15 protein-coding genes are annotated in these 17,004 nt (G+C 46.7%); 9 read left to right on the forward strand and 6 right to left on the reverse strand.

Features of this window, described 5'->3' with window-relative positions; translation table 11 throughout:
• The first annotated feature begins 72 nt into the window (after positions 1–72).
• Positions 73–954: an aromatic amino acid DMT transporter YddG gene (gene yddG, locus HGP28_RS16055; RefSeq protein ID WP_168837525.1), complete on the forward strand. Its 882-nt coding sequence runs from the start codon at positions 73–75 to the stop codon at positions 952–954.
• A gap of 24 nt (positions 955–978) precedes the next feature.
• On the opposite strand, the gene HGP28_RS16060 is transcribed toward yddG, so the two are convergent.
• The gene (locus HGP28_RS16060; protein ID WP_168837490.1) at positions 979–1,509 is read right to left on the reverse strand and encodes a 3'-5' exonuclease; all 531 of its coding nucleotides are present in this window, start codon (positions 1,507–1,509) and stop codon (positions 979–981) included.
• Positions 1,510–1,764: 255 nt separating this feature from the next.
• On the opposite strand from HGP28_RS16060, the gene HGP28_RS16065 reads away from it, so the two are divergent.
• The 3 genes from HGP28_RS16065 (at position 1,765) to HGP28_RS16075 (ending at position 7,518) form a co-directional block, all read left to right on the forward strand.
• On the forward strand, positions 1,765–2,391 hold the full coding sequence (locus HGP28_RS16065; protein WP_168837491.1) for a DUF2760 domain-containing protein: 627 nt from the start codon (positions 1,765–1,767) through the stop codon (positions 2,389–2,391).
• On the forward strand, positions 2,391–4,322 hold the full coding sequence (locus tag HGP28_RS16070) for an Hsp70 family protein (RefSeq protein WP_168837492.1): 1,932 nt from the start codon (positions 2,391–2,393) through the stop codon (positions 4,320–4,322). Before HGP28_RS16065 ends, HGP28_RS16070 begins: the two co-directional genes overlap by 1 nt.
• Positions 4,323–4,689: 367 nt before the next feature.
• Positions 4,690–7,518 (forward strand): Hsp70 family protein, encoded by a 2,829-nt coding sequence (locus HGP28_RS16075; protein WP_168837493.1) that lies wholly within the window; start codon positions 4,690–4,692, stop codon positions 7,516–7,518.
• Between the two features lie 146 nt (positions 7,519–7,664).
• Here HGP28_RS16075 and HGP28_RS16080 read toward each other — a convergent pair whose 3' ends face one another.
• The 5 genes from HGP28_RS16080 to HGP28_RS16100 all read right to left on the reverse strand — a co-directional run bounded on the left by HGP28_RS16080 (position 7,665) and on the right by HGP28_RS16100 (position 11,459).
• Complete coding sequence (locus tag HGP28_RS16080; RefSeq protein WP_168837494.1) at positions 7,665–8,126, reverse strand: hypothetical protein; 462 nt, start codon at positions 8,124–8,126, stop codon at positions 7,665–7,667.
• Positions 8,127–8,128: 2 nt separating this feature from the next.
• The gene (locus HGP28_RS16085; protein ID WP_168837495.1) at positions 8,129–8,623 is read right to left on the reverse strand and encodes a hypothetical protein; all 495 of its coding nucleotides are present in this window, start codon (positions 8,621–8,623) and stop codon (positions 8,129–8,131) included.
• Positions 8,624–8,791: 168 nt separating this feature from the next.
• A complete protein-coding gene (locus tag HGP28_RS16090; RefSeq protein WP_168837496.1) occupies positions 8,792–9,316 on the reverse strand; it encodes a hypothetical protein in 525 nt (174 codons plus the stop codon).
• 17 nt (positions 9,317–9,333) lie between these two features.
• A complete protein-coding gene (locus HGP28_RS16095; RefSeq protein ID WP_168837497.1) occupies positions 9,334–9,762 on the reverse strand; it encodes a hypothetical protein in 429 nt (142 codons plus the stop codon).
• Positions 9,763–10,562: 800 nt separating this feature from the next.
• Positions 10,563–11,459, reverse strand: coding sequence for a LysR family transcriptional regulator (locus HGP28_RS16100; RefSeq protein ID WP_168837498.1), 897 nt, complete (start codon positions 11,457–11,459; stop codon positions 10,563–10,565).
• A gap of 348 nt (positions 11,460–11,807) precedes the next feature.
• Between HGP28_RS16100 and HGP28_RS16105 the strand changes: the two genes are divergently transcribed.
• The 5 genes from HGP28_RS16105 to HGP28_RS16125 all read left to right on the forward strand — a co-directional run bounded on the left by HGP28_RS16105 (position 11,808) and on the right by HGP28_RS16125 (position 17,000).
• Positions 11,808–12,356, forward strand: coding sequence for an MSHA operon transcriptional regulator (locus HGP28_RS16105; RefSeq protein ID WP_168837499.1), 549 nt, complete (start codon positions 11,808–11,810; stop codon positions 12,354–12,356).
• A gap of 212 nt (positions 12,357–12,568) precedes the next feature.
• Positions 12,569–13,606, forward strand: a complete 1,038-nt coding sequence (locus HGP28_RS16110) for an HlyD family secretion protein (protein WP_168837500.1) — start codon at positions 12,569–12,571, stop codon at positions 13,604–13,606.
• A gap of 130 nt (positions 13,607–13,736) precedes the next feature.
• Entirely contained in the window at positions 13,737–15,284 is a 1,548-nt protein-coding gene (locus tag HGP28_RS16115; protein WP_168837501.1) for a DHA2 family efflux MFS transporter permease subunit, read from the forward strand.
• A gap of 114 nt (positions 15,285–15,398) precedes the next feature.
• The gene (locus HGP28_RS16120) at positions 15,399–16,697 is read left to right on the forward strand and encodes a hemolysin family protein (protein WP_168837502.1); all 1,299 of its coding nucleotides are present in this window, start codon (positions 15,399–15,401) and stop codon (positions 16,695–16,697) included.
• Positions 16,698–16,829: 132 nt separating this feature from the next.
• A complete protein-coding gene (locus HGP28_RS16125; RefSeq protein WP_168837503.1) occupies positions 16,830–17,000 on the forward strand; it encodes a hypothetical protein in 171 nt (56 codons plus the stop codon).
• Positions 17,001–17,004 lie beyond the last annotated feature (4 nt).

Below are 17,004 nucleotides of genomic sequence, written 5' to 3' on the forward strand. Positions count from 1 at the left end.
CGATTTTCTTAAATTTGGCGGTCATTCGTGCATAGCAACACCTCAATTATTCAGCGTTCTCGGTTACGCCCAATCTTTGCTAAACACAAATACACTTTAGCTGGCTGCGCTGCAATATTACTTTGGAGCACCATTGTCGCCTTTATCCGCAATGTTGCGGAGCAGCTCGGCCCAGTTGGTGGCGCGGCAATGATTTATTCGTTAAGCTCGGTTTTGCTGGTGATTTTTGTCGGTGCCCCACGTTTAAGCCGTTTCTCACCACGTTACCTTTTGATTGGTGGTTCACTGTTCGTAATGTACGAAATTTGCCTATCTCTCGCGCTGGGGATGGCAAATAGTTCGCGGCAAACCGTCGAAATGAGCGTGATCAACTATCTATGGCCTGCACTTACCGTGCTCGTCACCGTCATGATCAATCGTCAAAAAGTCAGTTATTGGCTTTACCCTGCCATATTATGCGCCTTCTTAGGTGTTGTATGGACTGTCACGGGTGAACAAGGCTTATCTCTTTCGCACCTTACACACAACATCGCGACGAATCCGGTCAGTTATACGCTGGCATTTACCGGGGCGTTCATCTGGGCAATTTATTGCAATGTCACTAAACAACTCGCAGCGGGGCAAAATGCAATCAGTTGGTTTTTCATCGCCACTGCGGTAGCGTTATGGATGCAATACATTAGTGCACCGCAACCGACTATGATGTGGAGTGGTGATACTGTGATAAATCTAATGTGTGCGGCCATTGCTATGGCGGGTGGGTACGGATTGTGGAACATGGCTATTTTGGGCGGCAATATGGTGCTTCTCGCGACACTATCCTATTTTACCCCTATTTTTTCTGCCTTTTTCTCTGCTGCAGTTTTTAGTATTAGCCTTGGTGTTTCGTTTTGGCAGGGGGTGATTTTAGTCTCGGTGGCATCGCTTCTCTGCTGGCATTTAACGCGTAAGTAAGCTGCACTAAGGCCACGCTTTATCCTAAAGCATTTTGAGTGCCAGCTTAGCTAAATTGTAAGCGTCAACATAACCTGAATGTTGGCGCCCTTCCCACTCGATGTCTAGCGCCTCTTGAGCTTGCTTATGCCCTATACGCTTATCTTTCAGCCTCTGTTGAATGCGGTAAAGTGTCGCTAAATTAATAAACTCATTAAACGGCTCTGCAATGCCTTTCGCTTGGCATTCGTCAAATAAAATCCGTTCGTCATGCCCCCAAGCCGCGTAAATCTTATTACTGCCGCCAAAGTTTTTGACCATAGACTTCACTACCTCAGCCAGTGGACGGCCTTGTTTATCTATTTTCCGAGGTGTAATACCAGTAAGCTCTGTGCAAAACATCGAAACCTCATCCCTTTCTGGCTTCACATAGTATTGCGCCCGTTTAACTATGCTTCCCTTTACTAAATCAATCTCCGCCAAGCCCACTTCGATGATCTCTCCTGTGCGACCAACGCCATTTTCATTCCAGCAGCACATTTCCAGATCAAAGCAGACAATACGGTTATGATTCATATCTCAAGGTTACTTAGGTCAATCAAAATAGGCGCTAGAGTCTAGCGTAACTTTTCACGAACTTCGATAGCCAAGACCGCGAGTGATTTAACAATCGATCATTTTTTGCCTTTATCGCCATTTTTTTCGCCAACCAATGCAACAGCAAAGCGCTGAAACCAATGAAATCCCATGCACCTCCCCTTGAATATGCTAATATCGGCCATCATTTATACCTCAATCAAAACAGAGCCTCACGTAACGAGAGAAACCATTATGACTGTTGATTTGAATGCTGTTCCCAATACCCTTGATTTGCTGCACATCGGTTTATTGCTCATTGCCCTGCTACTCTTAATAGTAACGTTTACTCGCAAACCGAAAGTAGTGGAAAAAATTGTTGAAAAACCGGTCGAAAAAATTATCGAAGTGGAAAAGCCGGTTGAAAAAATCGTTGAAGTCGAAAAAGTCGTCGAAAAAGTGGTGGAAAAGGTTGTTGAAGTAGAATCCAAATTGGCAACGGCCAACACCGATTCGGCATTACAGCTGTTAGCACTGTTGCAAAAGGAAGCGCGCCTCATCGATTTTCTAAAAGAAGACGTAACGGCATTTTCTGATGCAGATGTCGGTGCGGCGGCTCGCGTGATCCACTCAGGCGGCCTGAAAGTGCTAAACGATTATCTAACACTTGAACCGATTCGTAACGAAGACGAAGAGTCTCGCGTCACCGTTGACGCAGGCTTTAACCCTCAAGAAATTCGTTTAACAGGCAACGTGACTGGCGACGCGCCGTTCCACGGCACACTGATTCACAAAGGCTGGAAAGCTCGTGCTATTGAACTGCCTAAATTGGCTGAAAATTACGACGCATCCGTCATCGCGCCTGCAGAGGTAGAACTGTAATGGACAACCAGTCAAATATTGAAGCAACACCGCGCAGCCAGTACAGCGTGGGTATTGACCTTGGCACAACCAACTGCGTTATGTCATACCTAGACACACAAGATGAAAATGCGCGCGTGACTGTTATGCCCATCGCGCAATTAACGGCACCAGGTACGGTGGAAGAGCGCTTACAACTTGGTTCATTTCTCTATCAACCTCATGAGCATGAAATGAACCCCGCCTCACGCGTTTTACCGTGGACGTCAGAGCCAAGCGCACTGGTTGGCGCAATTGCGCGAAATCTCGGTGCTAAAACCCCCATTCGCCTAGTCGCGAGTGCCAAATCTTGGCTCTGTCACGCTGGGGTGAATCGCCGTGAAGCCTTTTTGCCCGCGGGTAGCCCTGAAGAAGTGGAAAAGGTGTCGCCACTGCGTGCAACTGAACTGTATCTCGAGCACCTAAAAAACGCTTGGGATCACGCGCACCCTAGCCATCCACTCAGCGAGCAAGATGTTACCTTAACCGTTCCTGCGTCGTTTGATCCTGGCGCTCGCGACTTAACCGCAGAAGCGGCGCGTAATGTTGGCTTAACTCAGCTCACATTGCTCGAAGAGCCACAAGCGGCCATGTATAACTGGATTGACAACAGCAATGACGATTGGCGCAATCAAGTGAGTGTCGGTGATATCGTACTGGTGGTCGATATTGGCGGTGGCACGACTGACTTATCCCTAGTCGAAGTCACTGAAGACGAAGGTAACCTTACGCTAAAACGAATTGCGGTCGGAGAACACATTCTTCTTGGTGGCGATAATATGGATCTCGCCCTCGCCTTTCGACTAAAAATGAAATTAGCTCAAGAGGGTAAAGAGTTACAGCCTTGGCAAGTACAAGCCATGACTCATGCCTGCCGCGATGCAAAAGAAGCACTTCTTAACGATGCAGAGCTACAATCCGTCCCCATCGTAGTGCCAAGTCGTGGTTCTAAGCTGCTAGGCGCGACCCTCAAAACGGAACTGACTCAAGACGAAGTCCAACAGACTTTAGTCGATGGCTTTTTCCCTAAGGTAGGCATCAGTGATCACCCGGTGCAGCGCGCTCGTGGTGCATTGACTCAAATGGGACTGCCCTATGCACAAGACGCTGGGATCACGCGTCATATTGCCGCCTTTCTCACCAAGCAAGCCAGAGCCGTCAGTGGTGAAAATGAAGCCAGTGGCGACTACAACCCATTTGCGGGTATGCCAGGAATGCCGGGCTCAGATCCCAGCAGTAACGCAGAAAATCACGATGCTTTTATCCAGCCCACTGCCATCTTATTTAACGGTGGCGTTCTGAAGTCAAATCTTCTGGCTGAGCGTTTAGAGCAGACCATTAATCAATGGCTAGCCAATGCAAATGCTAATTCTGCCACCCGACTGACGGGTGTCGATTTGGACCTAGCGGTTGCAAGTGGCGCTGCCTATTATGGCGCGGTTCGTCATGGACAAGGGGTGCGCATTCGTGGCGGTATCGCCTCGGCGTATTATGTCGGCATCGAAAGTGCTATGCCCGCCATTCCCGGTATGGCACCACCGCTTGAAGCCCTCTGTGTCGCCCCTTTTGGCATGGAAGAAGGCTCTGATGCCGCGGTTCCAAGTCAAGAATTCGGTTTGGTGATTGGTCAACCAGTTCATTTCCAATTCTTTGGTTCCACAGTGCGGCGTGACGATAGCGCCGGCACTCACCTTGACCACTGGGCGCCAGATGAACTTGAAGAGCTGCCAGAAATTCAGGTGACGCTCGCTGCAACAGATGGACGCCGTGAAGGCGAGGTGGTTCCTGTTACTCTGGCTTCGCGAGTCACTGAGCTTGGCACCTTATACTTAGAAGCAATTGCAACAGACAACGGTCAAAAGTGGCACGTTGAGTTTGATGTTCGTGATGAGAGTCCATTAACATCCGCTTAACGTGATTGCCCCTAAGCAACTTAACAATGCGGTAGGCCTTGATTTGTCAAGGACCTACTGCAGGTATATACCCAAGTGACTTCAAGATGCAGGATTCAGAGCGGACTCACTGGGCTGAGAGCAAGGCAAACAACGTAGCGAAATAGCCAGTCTATTTTCAAGGTGTTTAACGCAGCCATCAGTTCAGTGATCGGCTCCCAAAGGGCGAGCGGCCTTGGCTCATCAGCTTTATTGACGATTTTCGATTGAGAGCCACTCAATCTTCAAATCCTCGCCTCACTGACAAACCAAGTCATTCTCGCTGAACCCTGTATCTTGAGGTTACTTGGGTATAACTGGCACCATTCAAACAAACAGGAACAACACCATGGCGGCACCGAAATATCTGGTCGGCATCGATTTAGGCACAACCAATACCGTCGTTGCGTATTGTGAACAGCAGGCAGATCTCAATAGTTCGCCAGTGTCTCTGTTTGACATAGACCAATTGATCGGGCCTGGTGAGGTCGCACGTAGGCCGTTACTCCCCTCTTTTCGCTACCACCCAGCGGCGGCGCAAGTCTCTAAGAGCGATCTTGTTTTGCCATGGGAGCACCAAGCTGTTTCCGGTGATATTGACCAAGTCATTATCGGTGAATGGGCACGTGAGCTCGGCGCAAAAGTCGAAGGACGTCAAGTTTCGTCAGCCAAAAGCTGGCTCTCGCACAGCGGTGTCGACCGACAATCTGATATTTTACCTTGGGCAGGTGCGCAGGATGTCGAAAAAGTGTCACCTGTCATCGCGAGCGCCAGTTATCTCAATCATATTCGACAAGCGTGGGATCATCGTCATCCGCAGCATCCTTTGGCCAAGCAAGAGGTGGTTATCACCGTTCCTGCCTCTTTCGATGAAGCGGCGCGTAACTTTACCCTTCAAGCGGCAAAACTTGCGGGACTCAACAACATTCTACTGCTTGAAGAGCCTCAAGCAGTTTGTTACGACTGGTATGCCCGTTACCAAGCCACCGCAGCGCAACAACTTGAACGAGTGCCGCTGATATTGGTCTGTGATGTCGGTGGTGGAACAACCGATTTAAGTCTGATTGCTGCAAGCAGTCACCAAGACTCACTGGCTCTTGATCGCATCGGCATTGGTGAACACTTAATGCTTGGGGGCGATAATATTGACCTCGCCCTGGCGCATCTTGCCGAACAGCGCCTTGAAAACAGTGGCCGATTAAACGCGGCTAATCTTAGCAAACTCATTCAGCAAACTCGCCGAGCTAAAGAACAATTATTGGCAGATAATGCACCCAATGAGGTAAAAATCACGCTTCTCGGCAGCGGCTCTAAGCTGTTAGGTGGCACCAAAAGCGCCCCACTCACCAAGGCGGATGTGAATACCATTGCTCTCAATGGTTTTTTTCCACTATCTGAGTTTTCTGAAACACCGGATAAACGCCGCCGCGCTGTGGTCGAATTTGGCTTGCCCTACGCGGCTGACGCTGCAGTGTCAAAACATATTGCCGAATTTCTGCATCAGCATCAGGGCGTTTCGCAGCAAGCCCTCAGCGCCGATGATGATGGCGTTTTGAGCGAAACCACACCAGCACTTCCTGTTGGTCTATTGCTTAATGGCGGTGTGTTTAACAGCGCTCTCATTACTGAACGCTTAGTTAATTTGTTAAGTCATTGGCGCGGCACCCCCATCACCTTACTTGACAACCCCCATCCGGATTTAGCGGTCGCATTTGGCGCAGTGGCATATGCGAAGGCCAGACACGGCGCCCAACTCAAAATTGGCGGTGGCGCAGCTCGTTCTTACTTTCTACAGTTGCCAGAAAAAAAAGGGTTAGGCCAAGCGCTCTGTTTGTTGGCAAAAGGGACCGAAGAAGGCGACGAAATTCGCCTAACTGGACGCCGTTTCTCACTTACACTGGGCGAGCCGGTCCATTTTCATTTGCTTACCTCCACGTTTGATTCATTGAAAACCTCTTCATCGAGCGAACAGCGGATTCAAAATGGTCAACTGTACCCAATTGAAGCAGATACTTTTCAGCAGCTGCCACCTTATGTCGCAACGCTTGACGGCCAAGGCGCCGCGCTCCACGCGAACCAAAAAGAGCGCGTTGAAGTACAAATTGCCTGTCAATTAACTGAAGTCGGCACATTAAAGTTAGAGTGCGTTGCCATTGATGATGAATCTCAGCGTTGGCAGATGGAATTTGAACTGCGTCAAGCGTCTCACAACACGGAAGATAGCGCCCTGCCCAAGCAGCTGGCAGCCAGTTTATCGCTTATCACTCACGCGTACAGCGGTAATAAAAAAGCCAGTGATAATCGCGAGATCAAAACCCTAACCAAAACACTGGAAAAGCAACTTGGTAAACGTGATGAATGGGATTTTGCCACCCTTAGACAACTCTTTGACACATTGCAACCTGGCGCGAAGCGCCGCCGCCGCTCTGAAGCACATGAAAAACAGTGGTTACGTTTGGCAGGATACGCGCTGCGCCCAGGCTTTGGTGCACCGACCGACAGTTGGCGCATTGAGCATGTTTGGCGACTTTACGCACAAAGCATCCAATTTAAGAATCAACAGGGCTGGACCGATTGGTGGGTCTTTTGGCGTCGAGTCAGCGGTGGCTTAAATCAAGAGCAGCAAGAGACCATTTTGGGTGACATCGCAAAATATTTGCACCCCGGCGCGATGAAAAACCCTCAAAGTGCCAAAACCGCTCATGAGATGGGTTACGATGCCATAGTGCGTCTTGCCGCTGCGTTAGAAAACTTGCATTTCGATGACAAAGTTCTGTTGGGAAGCTGGTTTCTCAGCAAAGCACTTAATCTCACGCAATTTGAGCAGGCGCATTGGTGGGCGCTGGGACGAGTTGCCGCTCGCGTGCCACTTTATGGCAGTCAGCATAACGTGGTGCCTCGCGAGCAAGTGACTCAATGGCTTCATAAAATGCTGGATGTCGACTGGCAAAAAGAGCCCATGGCCGGGTTTGCAGCAGTGATGATGTCGCGTAAAACAGGCGATCGCACCCTCGACATTGACGATGATATGCGCAGTAACATCCTTGAAAAACTGCGTAGCAGTCGCCTGCCTGAAAGCTGGCTCACTCTGGTTGAGTCAGTCCAGACACTATCAGAGACCGAAAGCAAACGCGCCTTTGGCGATGCGCTGCCTCATGGGTTGACATTATTAACTTAGCAATAACCTGATGTTGCACTTGAGTCGCTTGAGTGCAATTTAGGCATATTATACCCCTTCCACTGGAGGCTGCAGTGTTGTTTGCCTTGCTCTCATCCCAGTGAGCTGGCTCTGAATCCAGCATCTTGAAGCTACTTGGGTATAAATTAATGCTCGCAATTCGTATGTATCCTGACATTCATTTCGACATCAGCGTTCTGATACATAAGAAGTGGTCGTTGGGTTTGAAAAAAGAAATGACCATGATAATTTCCCTCATGATCTGCAACCATATTAGCTCTACCTCCAACCTCTAAAACATGGTAATGATTATCAGGGCTAACATAGATAAACTTTACTTCATCGGATGCGGCTGCTTCGCCAGTTCGCAGTGTTAAATTTTCGATTTCAGGTAGAGATTGTAAATTCAAATACGGAATAATACCGTCTTGCGCTGTAACAACCAGTTTATAATCCATTAAGTCGGCAACTGTTGGACGTGCATTGATATCAAATATACGAATCTCGGTATGCTCACCAATATAATCAGCTGTACATATCGAAGAGTGAGCGTTCACTATAAACGATGTACCTAAGGAGATAATAATCAGCAATAGTTTAATCATCATATTCACTCCGCAACACATTCCACTAAAACAGAGGCAGTCGCTGATATTTCACCTGGAAGATAATTTTCAAATAATAATTCCGTTTGGAAGAACAGAGATTCTTTATATGAATAAATACTACCATCTTCAAGAGTCATTGCCATTGGTGAATTAGTAACGATTCGTACTTCAGAATTAAGTGCTTTAAGTTTAACATCATCAGATGCCACTCCAGATGCACTATTAAGACCGCTCACCTCAACATTACCGATTAAACTCATACGAGGTGAATATCCTGCACCAGTATTCACATGCAAAACATGTGTTCCAGTCGCATCAAAACCCGGAATATTATCACGCTCAAAGATAAACAGATTATTATTATGCAAAGGAGAAATAATCGCACAATCTGCATTATCAATAGTAATATTACCTGACAAATTTGCGCCATCAAGATAATTATGACTGTAAACGTTTGTGGATATAAAAACCGAGAATAAAAACAGCCTTAATCTCATACAAATCCTCCTACGCCATAGATGACTTCATGGTTTATAGCCAAGCAACTTGGGTTGCAGATAGGTAACAAGCGAATACAGCCTCTAAGCAATGTAATGTGATTAGGCTTGTGAATATCAGTCCCTGAATTTCAAAACACGCTGCAACACCAAGTCGAACGGGTATTTTTAGCTATCTGGACAATTCACTGTGATTGTTCCAACCAATCTTGCGCTAGGTTTTTTTGCATAGCTTGCAAAGCTGTCAGCAGTCACGGCAAAAATATTCGCGCTGTATCCATCGGCAACTTTCGTCATTGGGTTGTCCGCGGCTAAAAGTTTAGTTGTGCCATCCAATGTAAAGTAGGCATCAGTACCCGCTACCGCAGCGCTCGAATCACTTGCCTTCACTAAGGTTGTACTATTGTATTCAATGTCATAAGTGACTGGGCTAACTGAATTTGATCTCACCGACAATACATACAGATCATCACTGGCAGGTACTGAAGCACCTTGCTCTAACAAGGCAAATTCGATATCACCAGCGGCAGCGCCCACCTTTGTCGGGTCAGTAATACCGCATACTAAAGGAATTTCACCCACCGCGGTTATGACCGTTTCCGTGCCCGCGTAGTCAAAGTCTTCTGTCACTGCTAATACGCTGGTCGATAAAAGTGAGAAAAAAATAGGGGTAATTAAAACTGACTTTTTCATAAATTTCCTAAACCGCATTAATGTTCATAAGATAATGGTGGTAGTTCACCATTTAATTGCATCGCTTGAAGATTTTTCAATTGCTCTAAGGCTTCAATTTCAGCGCGCAGTTTTTGCAATTCCAACTCCGCTTTTTCAAATTCAATTTTAGCTAACCGCGAGCAATCAATACGTTCACCGCCACCAAAAGAGTATGCAAAACCGACATATATACCCTGCTCATCATCTATTCCCCTGCCATAATAATGATTGTTAAAATCACTATTTGCATCAGAGACACCGCCGTGAATAATGAAATTACCCCCATTGGATGAGCGGCATACCGCTCCATCCGTTGTTCGAATCTCATCAAATGATGTATTAGTATTAGGTGCGCTGGGCATTGTAAATGCCTGTGCTGTGATGCTAATAGTTGACAATATAAAAGTGGATATTATTAGCTTCATTACTTACCTTTCAGCTTTGAATATGGAAATAGAGTCTTCGCCGTAGTACACATCCTTGTTCTTATTGAACCATTATTTCGTGCAACACTACATACTTTATTTGTTGTCTCGACATCCGGAGGTGATGGCACCCAAACACTCATTTCCTTGCTGGTTCCAGAGGCAAGACAAGCACCATAAGGAGCATATATTTGCCCATTAATTTCAATATCAAAACATGTTTTTTTCCTAAAATAGTTACTCAGTGTAAATTCCATTTCGTAAACATTGGTGAATACGTATCTCGGTTTAACGTTTTGAGGCCAGTGTCCATGAGCCAAAACGCTAGAAGAGAATATGAACAATAGAACATACCGCTTCATACACTACTTTCTCTATATTACTTAATCTCAGGCAAGATGACTTTGAATTTTGAATGCACTATGTGATGAGGTTTGTGATTGCCAATCAACATCGTAACCACTTAAAGTAAAGCGATATCTGCGGCTGACTATGCCGCCGTTAGTGTATTCAACGAGCTTATTTTTCCATCAAACGCCGAGCGCGCCTACTGCATGGCAAAATATTTTTTTATAAAATGCAATTTCTGGCGCGTATCTAACTATTCGCGGTTGTATTTCGTATTATACCCGTCCCACTTGAAGTTGCAGCGGTGTTGACTGGCACTCACAAACCTCATCACATAGCTCATCTATGCTCAGAGGCTTTGCTCGCTTGTCGCCTACCTGAAACTCCAAGTTGTTTGGGTATACACTAATATCAATTGGCTGTTTTTTATGATGATTTACTTTAGTCGTGTTTTAACCATCAATTCCAAGCGATGTTTGCAACACTTGCTCAATCAGAGCATAGCGCACCGGTAGGCGCCGATTGCGCTTTGCAATAAGATACAAAGACTCACTCACGTGACGGCCTAAGTTTGCGATGTACAAGCGCTCAGTAGCGGGATAAGCCAAAATCGCACTTTGTGGCAACACGGTGAAGCCGATCCCCTGCTCCACTGGCAGTAAAATTTGGCTCAGCTGGTTGACGTAGCCGCTGACTTTGATTTTCTCAAGATCCATCTCGGCAAACCGTTTGACTCCGCAGCGTTCAAAGTAGAGCGAAAGATAGTGCTTGGCATCAGGGTGGTCAATTAAACCGCACTGTAACAGCAGTTCCGGCGTTATTTCTCGATTGGCATAGGTTACTGGAAGCACCAAACAGAGCGCCTCTTTCCCAATCAGGGTGACATCAAACACATTGCCATTAGGCGCGTAGGTGACAATACCGAGATCGATTTCACCACTTTGCACGTCATTTATCACTTTATGGCTTGGCGCCGCCTCCAAATGAACGGCTAAATTAGGGCGTGTCTTTTGCAATTCAATAAGAAGAGGATATAAACGTAATGCAATTGCACCAGAACAGGCGATACTGCAATGACCTTCATCGGGATTATCAAAATGCAGCGACTCAATCAGACGCGTCTCTCTATTGGCCAGTTCATTAGCGTATTGATAAACCAAACGCCCCTGCTCGGTAAGTTCAAATTGCTTTTTGTCGCGCTTGAGCAAGACTGCGCCACACGCTTGTTCCAGTTTTTTCAGATGTTGACTAACGCCCGGCTGCGTCATGTGCAACTTTTCTGCCGTTTGCGTGAAATGACCAAGATCAATCAATGTCTTAAAGGTTTTGAGCCACAATGTATTGAGCATAGTTCCTGCTTATTTATTCCAAACAGCCAACAGATGAAACGAGCAAAGATTACTCGATCACGCTTCTTGCACCATTTCTTGAAGAAGATTTGATTTTACCAGATGGTTAGCCTGATAATAGCATCATCAATTAACGCTTCGCCAAACAGTGTGAATATATTGCAGATATTGACGAATTTCTTTTGTTATACAATGCCCATTATTCGCTTTCTTGAGGTATAACATTGGCACTTTGAATTGAGATGATTCGCTGGTCTTCAAGAGTCGACTCAAATGTGACCATCAATGCTTTGGCATCAGACAAAAAGCACGACAGATACACGTTGTTAATTCGTGAGGTGATACTGAATGCAACCAGATAAATTTACCAATATCTATCGCTTGCCCGGCTCCTTACAAATTCGTATTGGTCGCTGGCAACAAACTTTTCGCGGCACGTCTGATATCGTGCTTCATCGTGCGCTCGAAGTTCGCAATGATTTTTTCCATAAACGCGCGTTCTTTCCAAAAGGTTGGAATATCCCCCTTGTAGACGAAAACGATTTTTCGATTACTCATCACGGAAAATACATTCAAACGGCTATGCGAACCATGGTCGATCGCAAAGTGGCTTATAAACGTATTTATCTTTCGCGTTTACCGATGGAAGAAGCCGAGCCCGCATTACGTCGCTTTAAACAAGAGTGGGCGCGCAAGCACAATCGTATCGCAAAAAAATACAATCAAATTAAGAAAAAACAATTTTTGCAGTACGCACGCGAAGAGGTAGAAACGCTCTATCCATCGGTTCCCAAAGAGCATTTTGACAAAGCGCTATGGAATCGCTTGGTGCAATCAGAATTTGGCCCAGAAAAGCGCTACAGTAACCCTTATTTTGTTAAAAAAGCACTTGTCTAATATATACCCAAACAACTTGAAATTGCAGGTAGGCAGCATACGAGCAAAAACCCTGAGCACTTCGTGAACATAGACGACCTATGTGATGAGGTTTGCGAGAGCCAGCCAACACCCCTACAGCTTCAAGTGGAATGAGTATAACTTCTCACTATTGCTTCAATCATCACTGCTACGCTTTAAGCAGCCATTTTGCTTTTAAACGGATTTCGCCGATGAGTGATGCACCAGAACAACCCAAATCTCATTTAATTCGCAATATTATTATCGCTCTTGTGGTCGCTGCATTACTTGGTGGTGCGGCGTATTTGTATGTAGAGCATCAAAGAAATTACCCCAATACTGATGATGCGTATATTCACGCAAATATTGTTTATGTCGCACCGCAAATTGACGGCAAAGTGTTAGTGGATAACGTCAAAGACTATCAAACCGTCACTAAAGGCGATTTGATATTGCAAATCGACCCAGCGCCATTCCAAGCACAACTTGATGAAGCTCGCGCAGCCTACGAAATCGCATTGCAAGACAATGCTGCGACCGGTGATGCAATACTGGCGGCCAGCGCCGAAGTAAAAAGTGCGGTGGCGCAACTCAATGATGCGCAAGTGAGTTACCGGCGCGTTGCCGAATTGGTCGCAGAACAAACCTTACCCGAACAGCAGCTTGATGATTCGCGTGCAACGCTACGCTCTGCCGAACAAGCCGTCATTGCCGCGCGCGCTAAAATGAAACAGTTGATCAAATCACAAGGCGCTCAAGGCGATGCAGCACCTGCGGTCAAAAAAGCATCTGCGGCCTTAAGTCAGGCAACCCTCTCGCTCTCCTATACCAATATTTTCGCACCGCACGATGGCACATTGGGCAAAATGGGTGTTCACGTTGGCAGTGTGGTAAGTAGTGGTCAAGCACTCGCCCCACTGGTTGAGTCGAACACATTTTGGATTCAAGCCAATTACAAAGAGACCGAAGTGGGCCGAATTAAACCAGGAATGCCCGCCACCATTAATTTGGATCTTTACCCTAGTGTTACCTATCACGGCACGGTCATTGCGATCTCGCCTGCCAGTGGTTCCACCTTTTCACTTTTGCCGCCTGAAAACGCAACCGGTAATTGGGTCAAAGTGCCGCAGCGATTTCCCGTGCTCATTCAATTTACCAATGAAAACGAACATCCCGATTTTCCGTTACGAGTGGGCGCGAGCGCATCGGTAACCGTCGACACCCTTGCGGGCACAACAAACGAGCATTAACTCATTGATGCATAAGTGACATCACGATGCCAAATTCAGCGCCTATACCCGCCCCACTTGAAGTTGCAGCGGTGTTGACGGGCACTCACTGGACTAAGGGCAAGGCAAACAACGCAGCGATGGAATAATCATGGCCGAAATTAGCCGCGCGCCAGCGCAATCTCAGCCCGACAGTATGAGTGACAACAGCCGCCTTTTGATCACAATTGCTGTTATGCTCTCTGCAATCATGGTGTTGCTTGATTTAACAATCGCCAACGTTGCGTTGCCGCATATGATGGGCGCACTCGGCGTGACCTCAGATCAAGTCACTTGGGTGCTCACCTCCTACTCAATGGCAGAGGCAATTTTCATTCCGCTTGCCAGTTTTCTCACGCTTCGTGTCGGCATTCGAAAACTGCTACTCATTTCAGTGAGCGGTTTTGTGATTAGCTCCGCTTTGTGTGGTCAAGCCGACAGTATTACCGAAATGGTAATTTTTCGAATTATGCAAGGCGCGTTTGGCGCGGCGGTGATCCCGCTTTCGCAATCGATCATGGTACAAATTTACCCTGCAAATCAACGCGGCAAAGCGATGGCGATGTTCAGTGTCGGTATTTTACTTGGCCCGATACTTGGCCCCACACTTGGCGGCATTATCACGGAACATTTGGATTGGCGGTGGATTTTTTATGTCAATGCCCCCATCGGCCTGATTTGCCTTACCATGCTGTTTTTCTTTGTAAAACTCGATGGACGTGGCCCCTCAACTATCGATTGGCCACTTGTGATTGCGATGGCAATCGGTATCGGTTTACTGCAAATGGTTCTCGACCGAGGTAACCAAGAGTCTTGGTTTGCCAGTAATGAAATTTTATTTTCGACCATCATCAGTGCCATCGCTATCATCTTTTTTATTGCTCGCTCGATTTACACCAAAGGCGATATTGCGCCGGTCTGGCTGCTTAAAGACCGAAATCTCGCCATGTCGTGCATTGTAATGGCTGGGTTTTCCATGGGCATGTTTGGTATCACTCAATTACAACCCATGATGCTCGAACAATTGCTCAATTATCCGGTCGAAACCACAGGGTTTGTTATGGCGCCACGTGGCCTAGTCTCTGCCGCTGTGCTACTCATCATGGCGCAATATATGGATAGGTTAGACCCGCGTAAGTTAATTGCAATTGGCCTAGTGCTTAACGCGCTTGGCACCTATTTTATGATGCAGTACTCGCTGGAAATCGACCTATTTTGGGTTCTTTTCCCGAGTATGATCCAAGGCGCGGGCATGGGGTTGGTGTTTGCCCCGCTCAGTCAACTTGCTTACACCACACTAGCGCCGAAAGACACGGTCGGTGGCGCAGTGTGTTATAACCTTTGTCGCACTATCGGTGGCTCATTTGGCATTTCAATTGTGAACACCTACTTTTTCCGTACTCAGCAACAAGAGTGGAATGAATTGGGTGGTTCGTTAAGTGAAAGCAATCTGCTTCTACAACAGTTGGCGACCGAGCGAGGCACCACGATCACCGATCCCAGTTTTCTCGCTCTGATTCAGCAATTACTTTCTGAGCAATCGACCTTAACCGCGTTTGTTTTTACCTTTGGCTTTTTAATGGTCTCCTATTTGGCGCTGCTGCCCTTTTTGATTTTCTTTAAATTAGTCAAAAAGAACACACCCGCACCAGTTGAATGACACAATTTGACATGATTTCGTCGCACAAAGGGGATGAGAAATTGCGTTTACATCACAATGTCAAAGCGATAACGCCGTTATGCTATGCGCGCTTATTGTTAATTTACTAAAAATATGGAATTTATTTTTCTCGTTGCGCTTATCGTTCTAAATGGTTTTTTCGCCATGTCTGAAATAGCGCTAGTCGCGGCAAAGCCAAGCCGTCTAAAAACATTGGCTGAAACGAAACGTGCGGCGCAAGTGGCGCTTAACCTAAAAGAGAACCCCACGCGCTTTCTTTCGACGATTCAAATTGGCATCACCATCATAGGGTTGCTCAGCGGTATTGTCGGTGAAGCGACCTTATCAAAACCGTTTGAGCACTGGCTCGTTGGACACGGTATTGAGCAGCAATCAGCCAATATTCTCTCGACCGCTGTCGTGGTGGTTTGTATCACCTACTTTGCCATTGTTGTGGGTGAACTCGTGCCAAAACGTTTTGCTCAAAGCAACGCCGAGCGCATTGCGGTACTTGCGGCTTACCCCATTCATTGGGTTTCGACCTTTACTCGCCCTTTTGTGAGCTTGCTGGCTTTTTCCACCAAGAGTCTTCTCGGCCTGCTTGGTCAACGTGACGAAAATATTGAAAGTGTCACCGAAGAAGACATCACCGCATTGGTCGATGAAGGTTCAGAAACAGGGGCTATCGAACCGCGCGAGCAAACGATGATCCGTAATATATTGCATCTCAATGACCGGCCTGTCAGTTCATTAATGACACCTCGTCGCGATATCGATTATATCGATATCGACCAGCCCATTGACACCTTGGTGCGTCGCCTGCGTCAAACTAAGCACAGTGTTTTTCCTGTTTGCCGCGGCAATTTGGATAACGTAATTGGCACGATTTCATCCAAAGCTCTCGTCAACCAGTTGGATAATCTCTCCATCCCCACGGTCGCCAATTTGCTAAAGCAACCCGTTTACATTCATGAGTCAATGAAAGGGTTGCAGCTGATTAACCATTTACAAGCGATTGGGGCGGAAATGGCGTTTATCGTCGATGAATACGGTGATATTCAAGGACTGGTCACCTACTACGATATTCTTGAGGCGATTGCAGGTGAGCTTTCACTCGCCCCGGACGACATTTGGGCTGAGGAGCTTGAACCACAACATTGGTTAATGGATGCATCAATTCCAATTGCCGAACTTAAACAGCGGCTGGATCTCAATCAACTCGAAGGCGAGGCGGAAGCGGGTTACCAAACGCTCAACGGCTTACTGCTATGGAAATTTGAAACTCTGCCTGATGTTGGTGATGAAGTGATGATCAACCATTGGCGATTCACTATCACCGAAGTTAAAGACCATCGAATTCTGTCGGTCGATGTCCATTATCAAGCGCTACCGGATACAGATATTTCACATTAATTGTCAATCGACCTATACCCTCAGCATGCGAGGGTATATGCATAAAACGCATAGCACCCCTTCTTATATGTCATTTGCATGCATAGTACTGAATCTATACACTTCGCGCTCATTTTATAACGAAGCGTCGATATGTATTCGCAAACCCTTTTCGCGCAGCTCTGCCGCATGACGGCACTTTTAGTGCTCAGTTTAATTGTGTTACACCAGTCACCACAGCTGATCTCACTTTTTGCCCACTACGCTATGGACAGTGGTTGCCACCAGCAACACGCTGAACATGCTCAGCCACATCATCACTAAGGTT

The sequence above is a fragment of the Vibrio agarilyticus genome, from assembly GCF_012641465.1.
Classification (GTDB): Bacteria; Pseudomonadota; Gammaproteobacteria; order Enterobacterales; family Vibrionaceae; genus Vibrio; species Vibrio agarilyticus.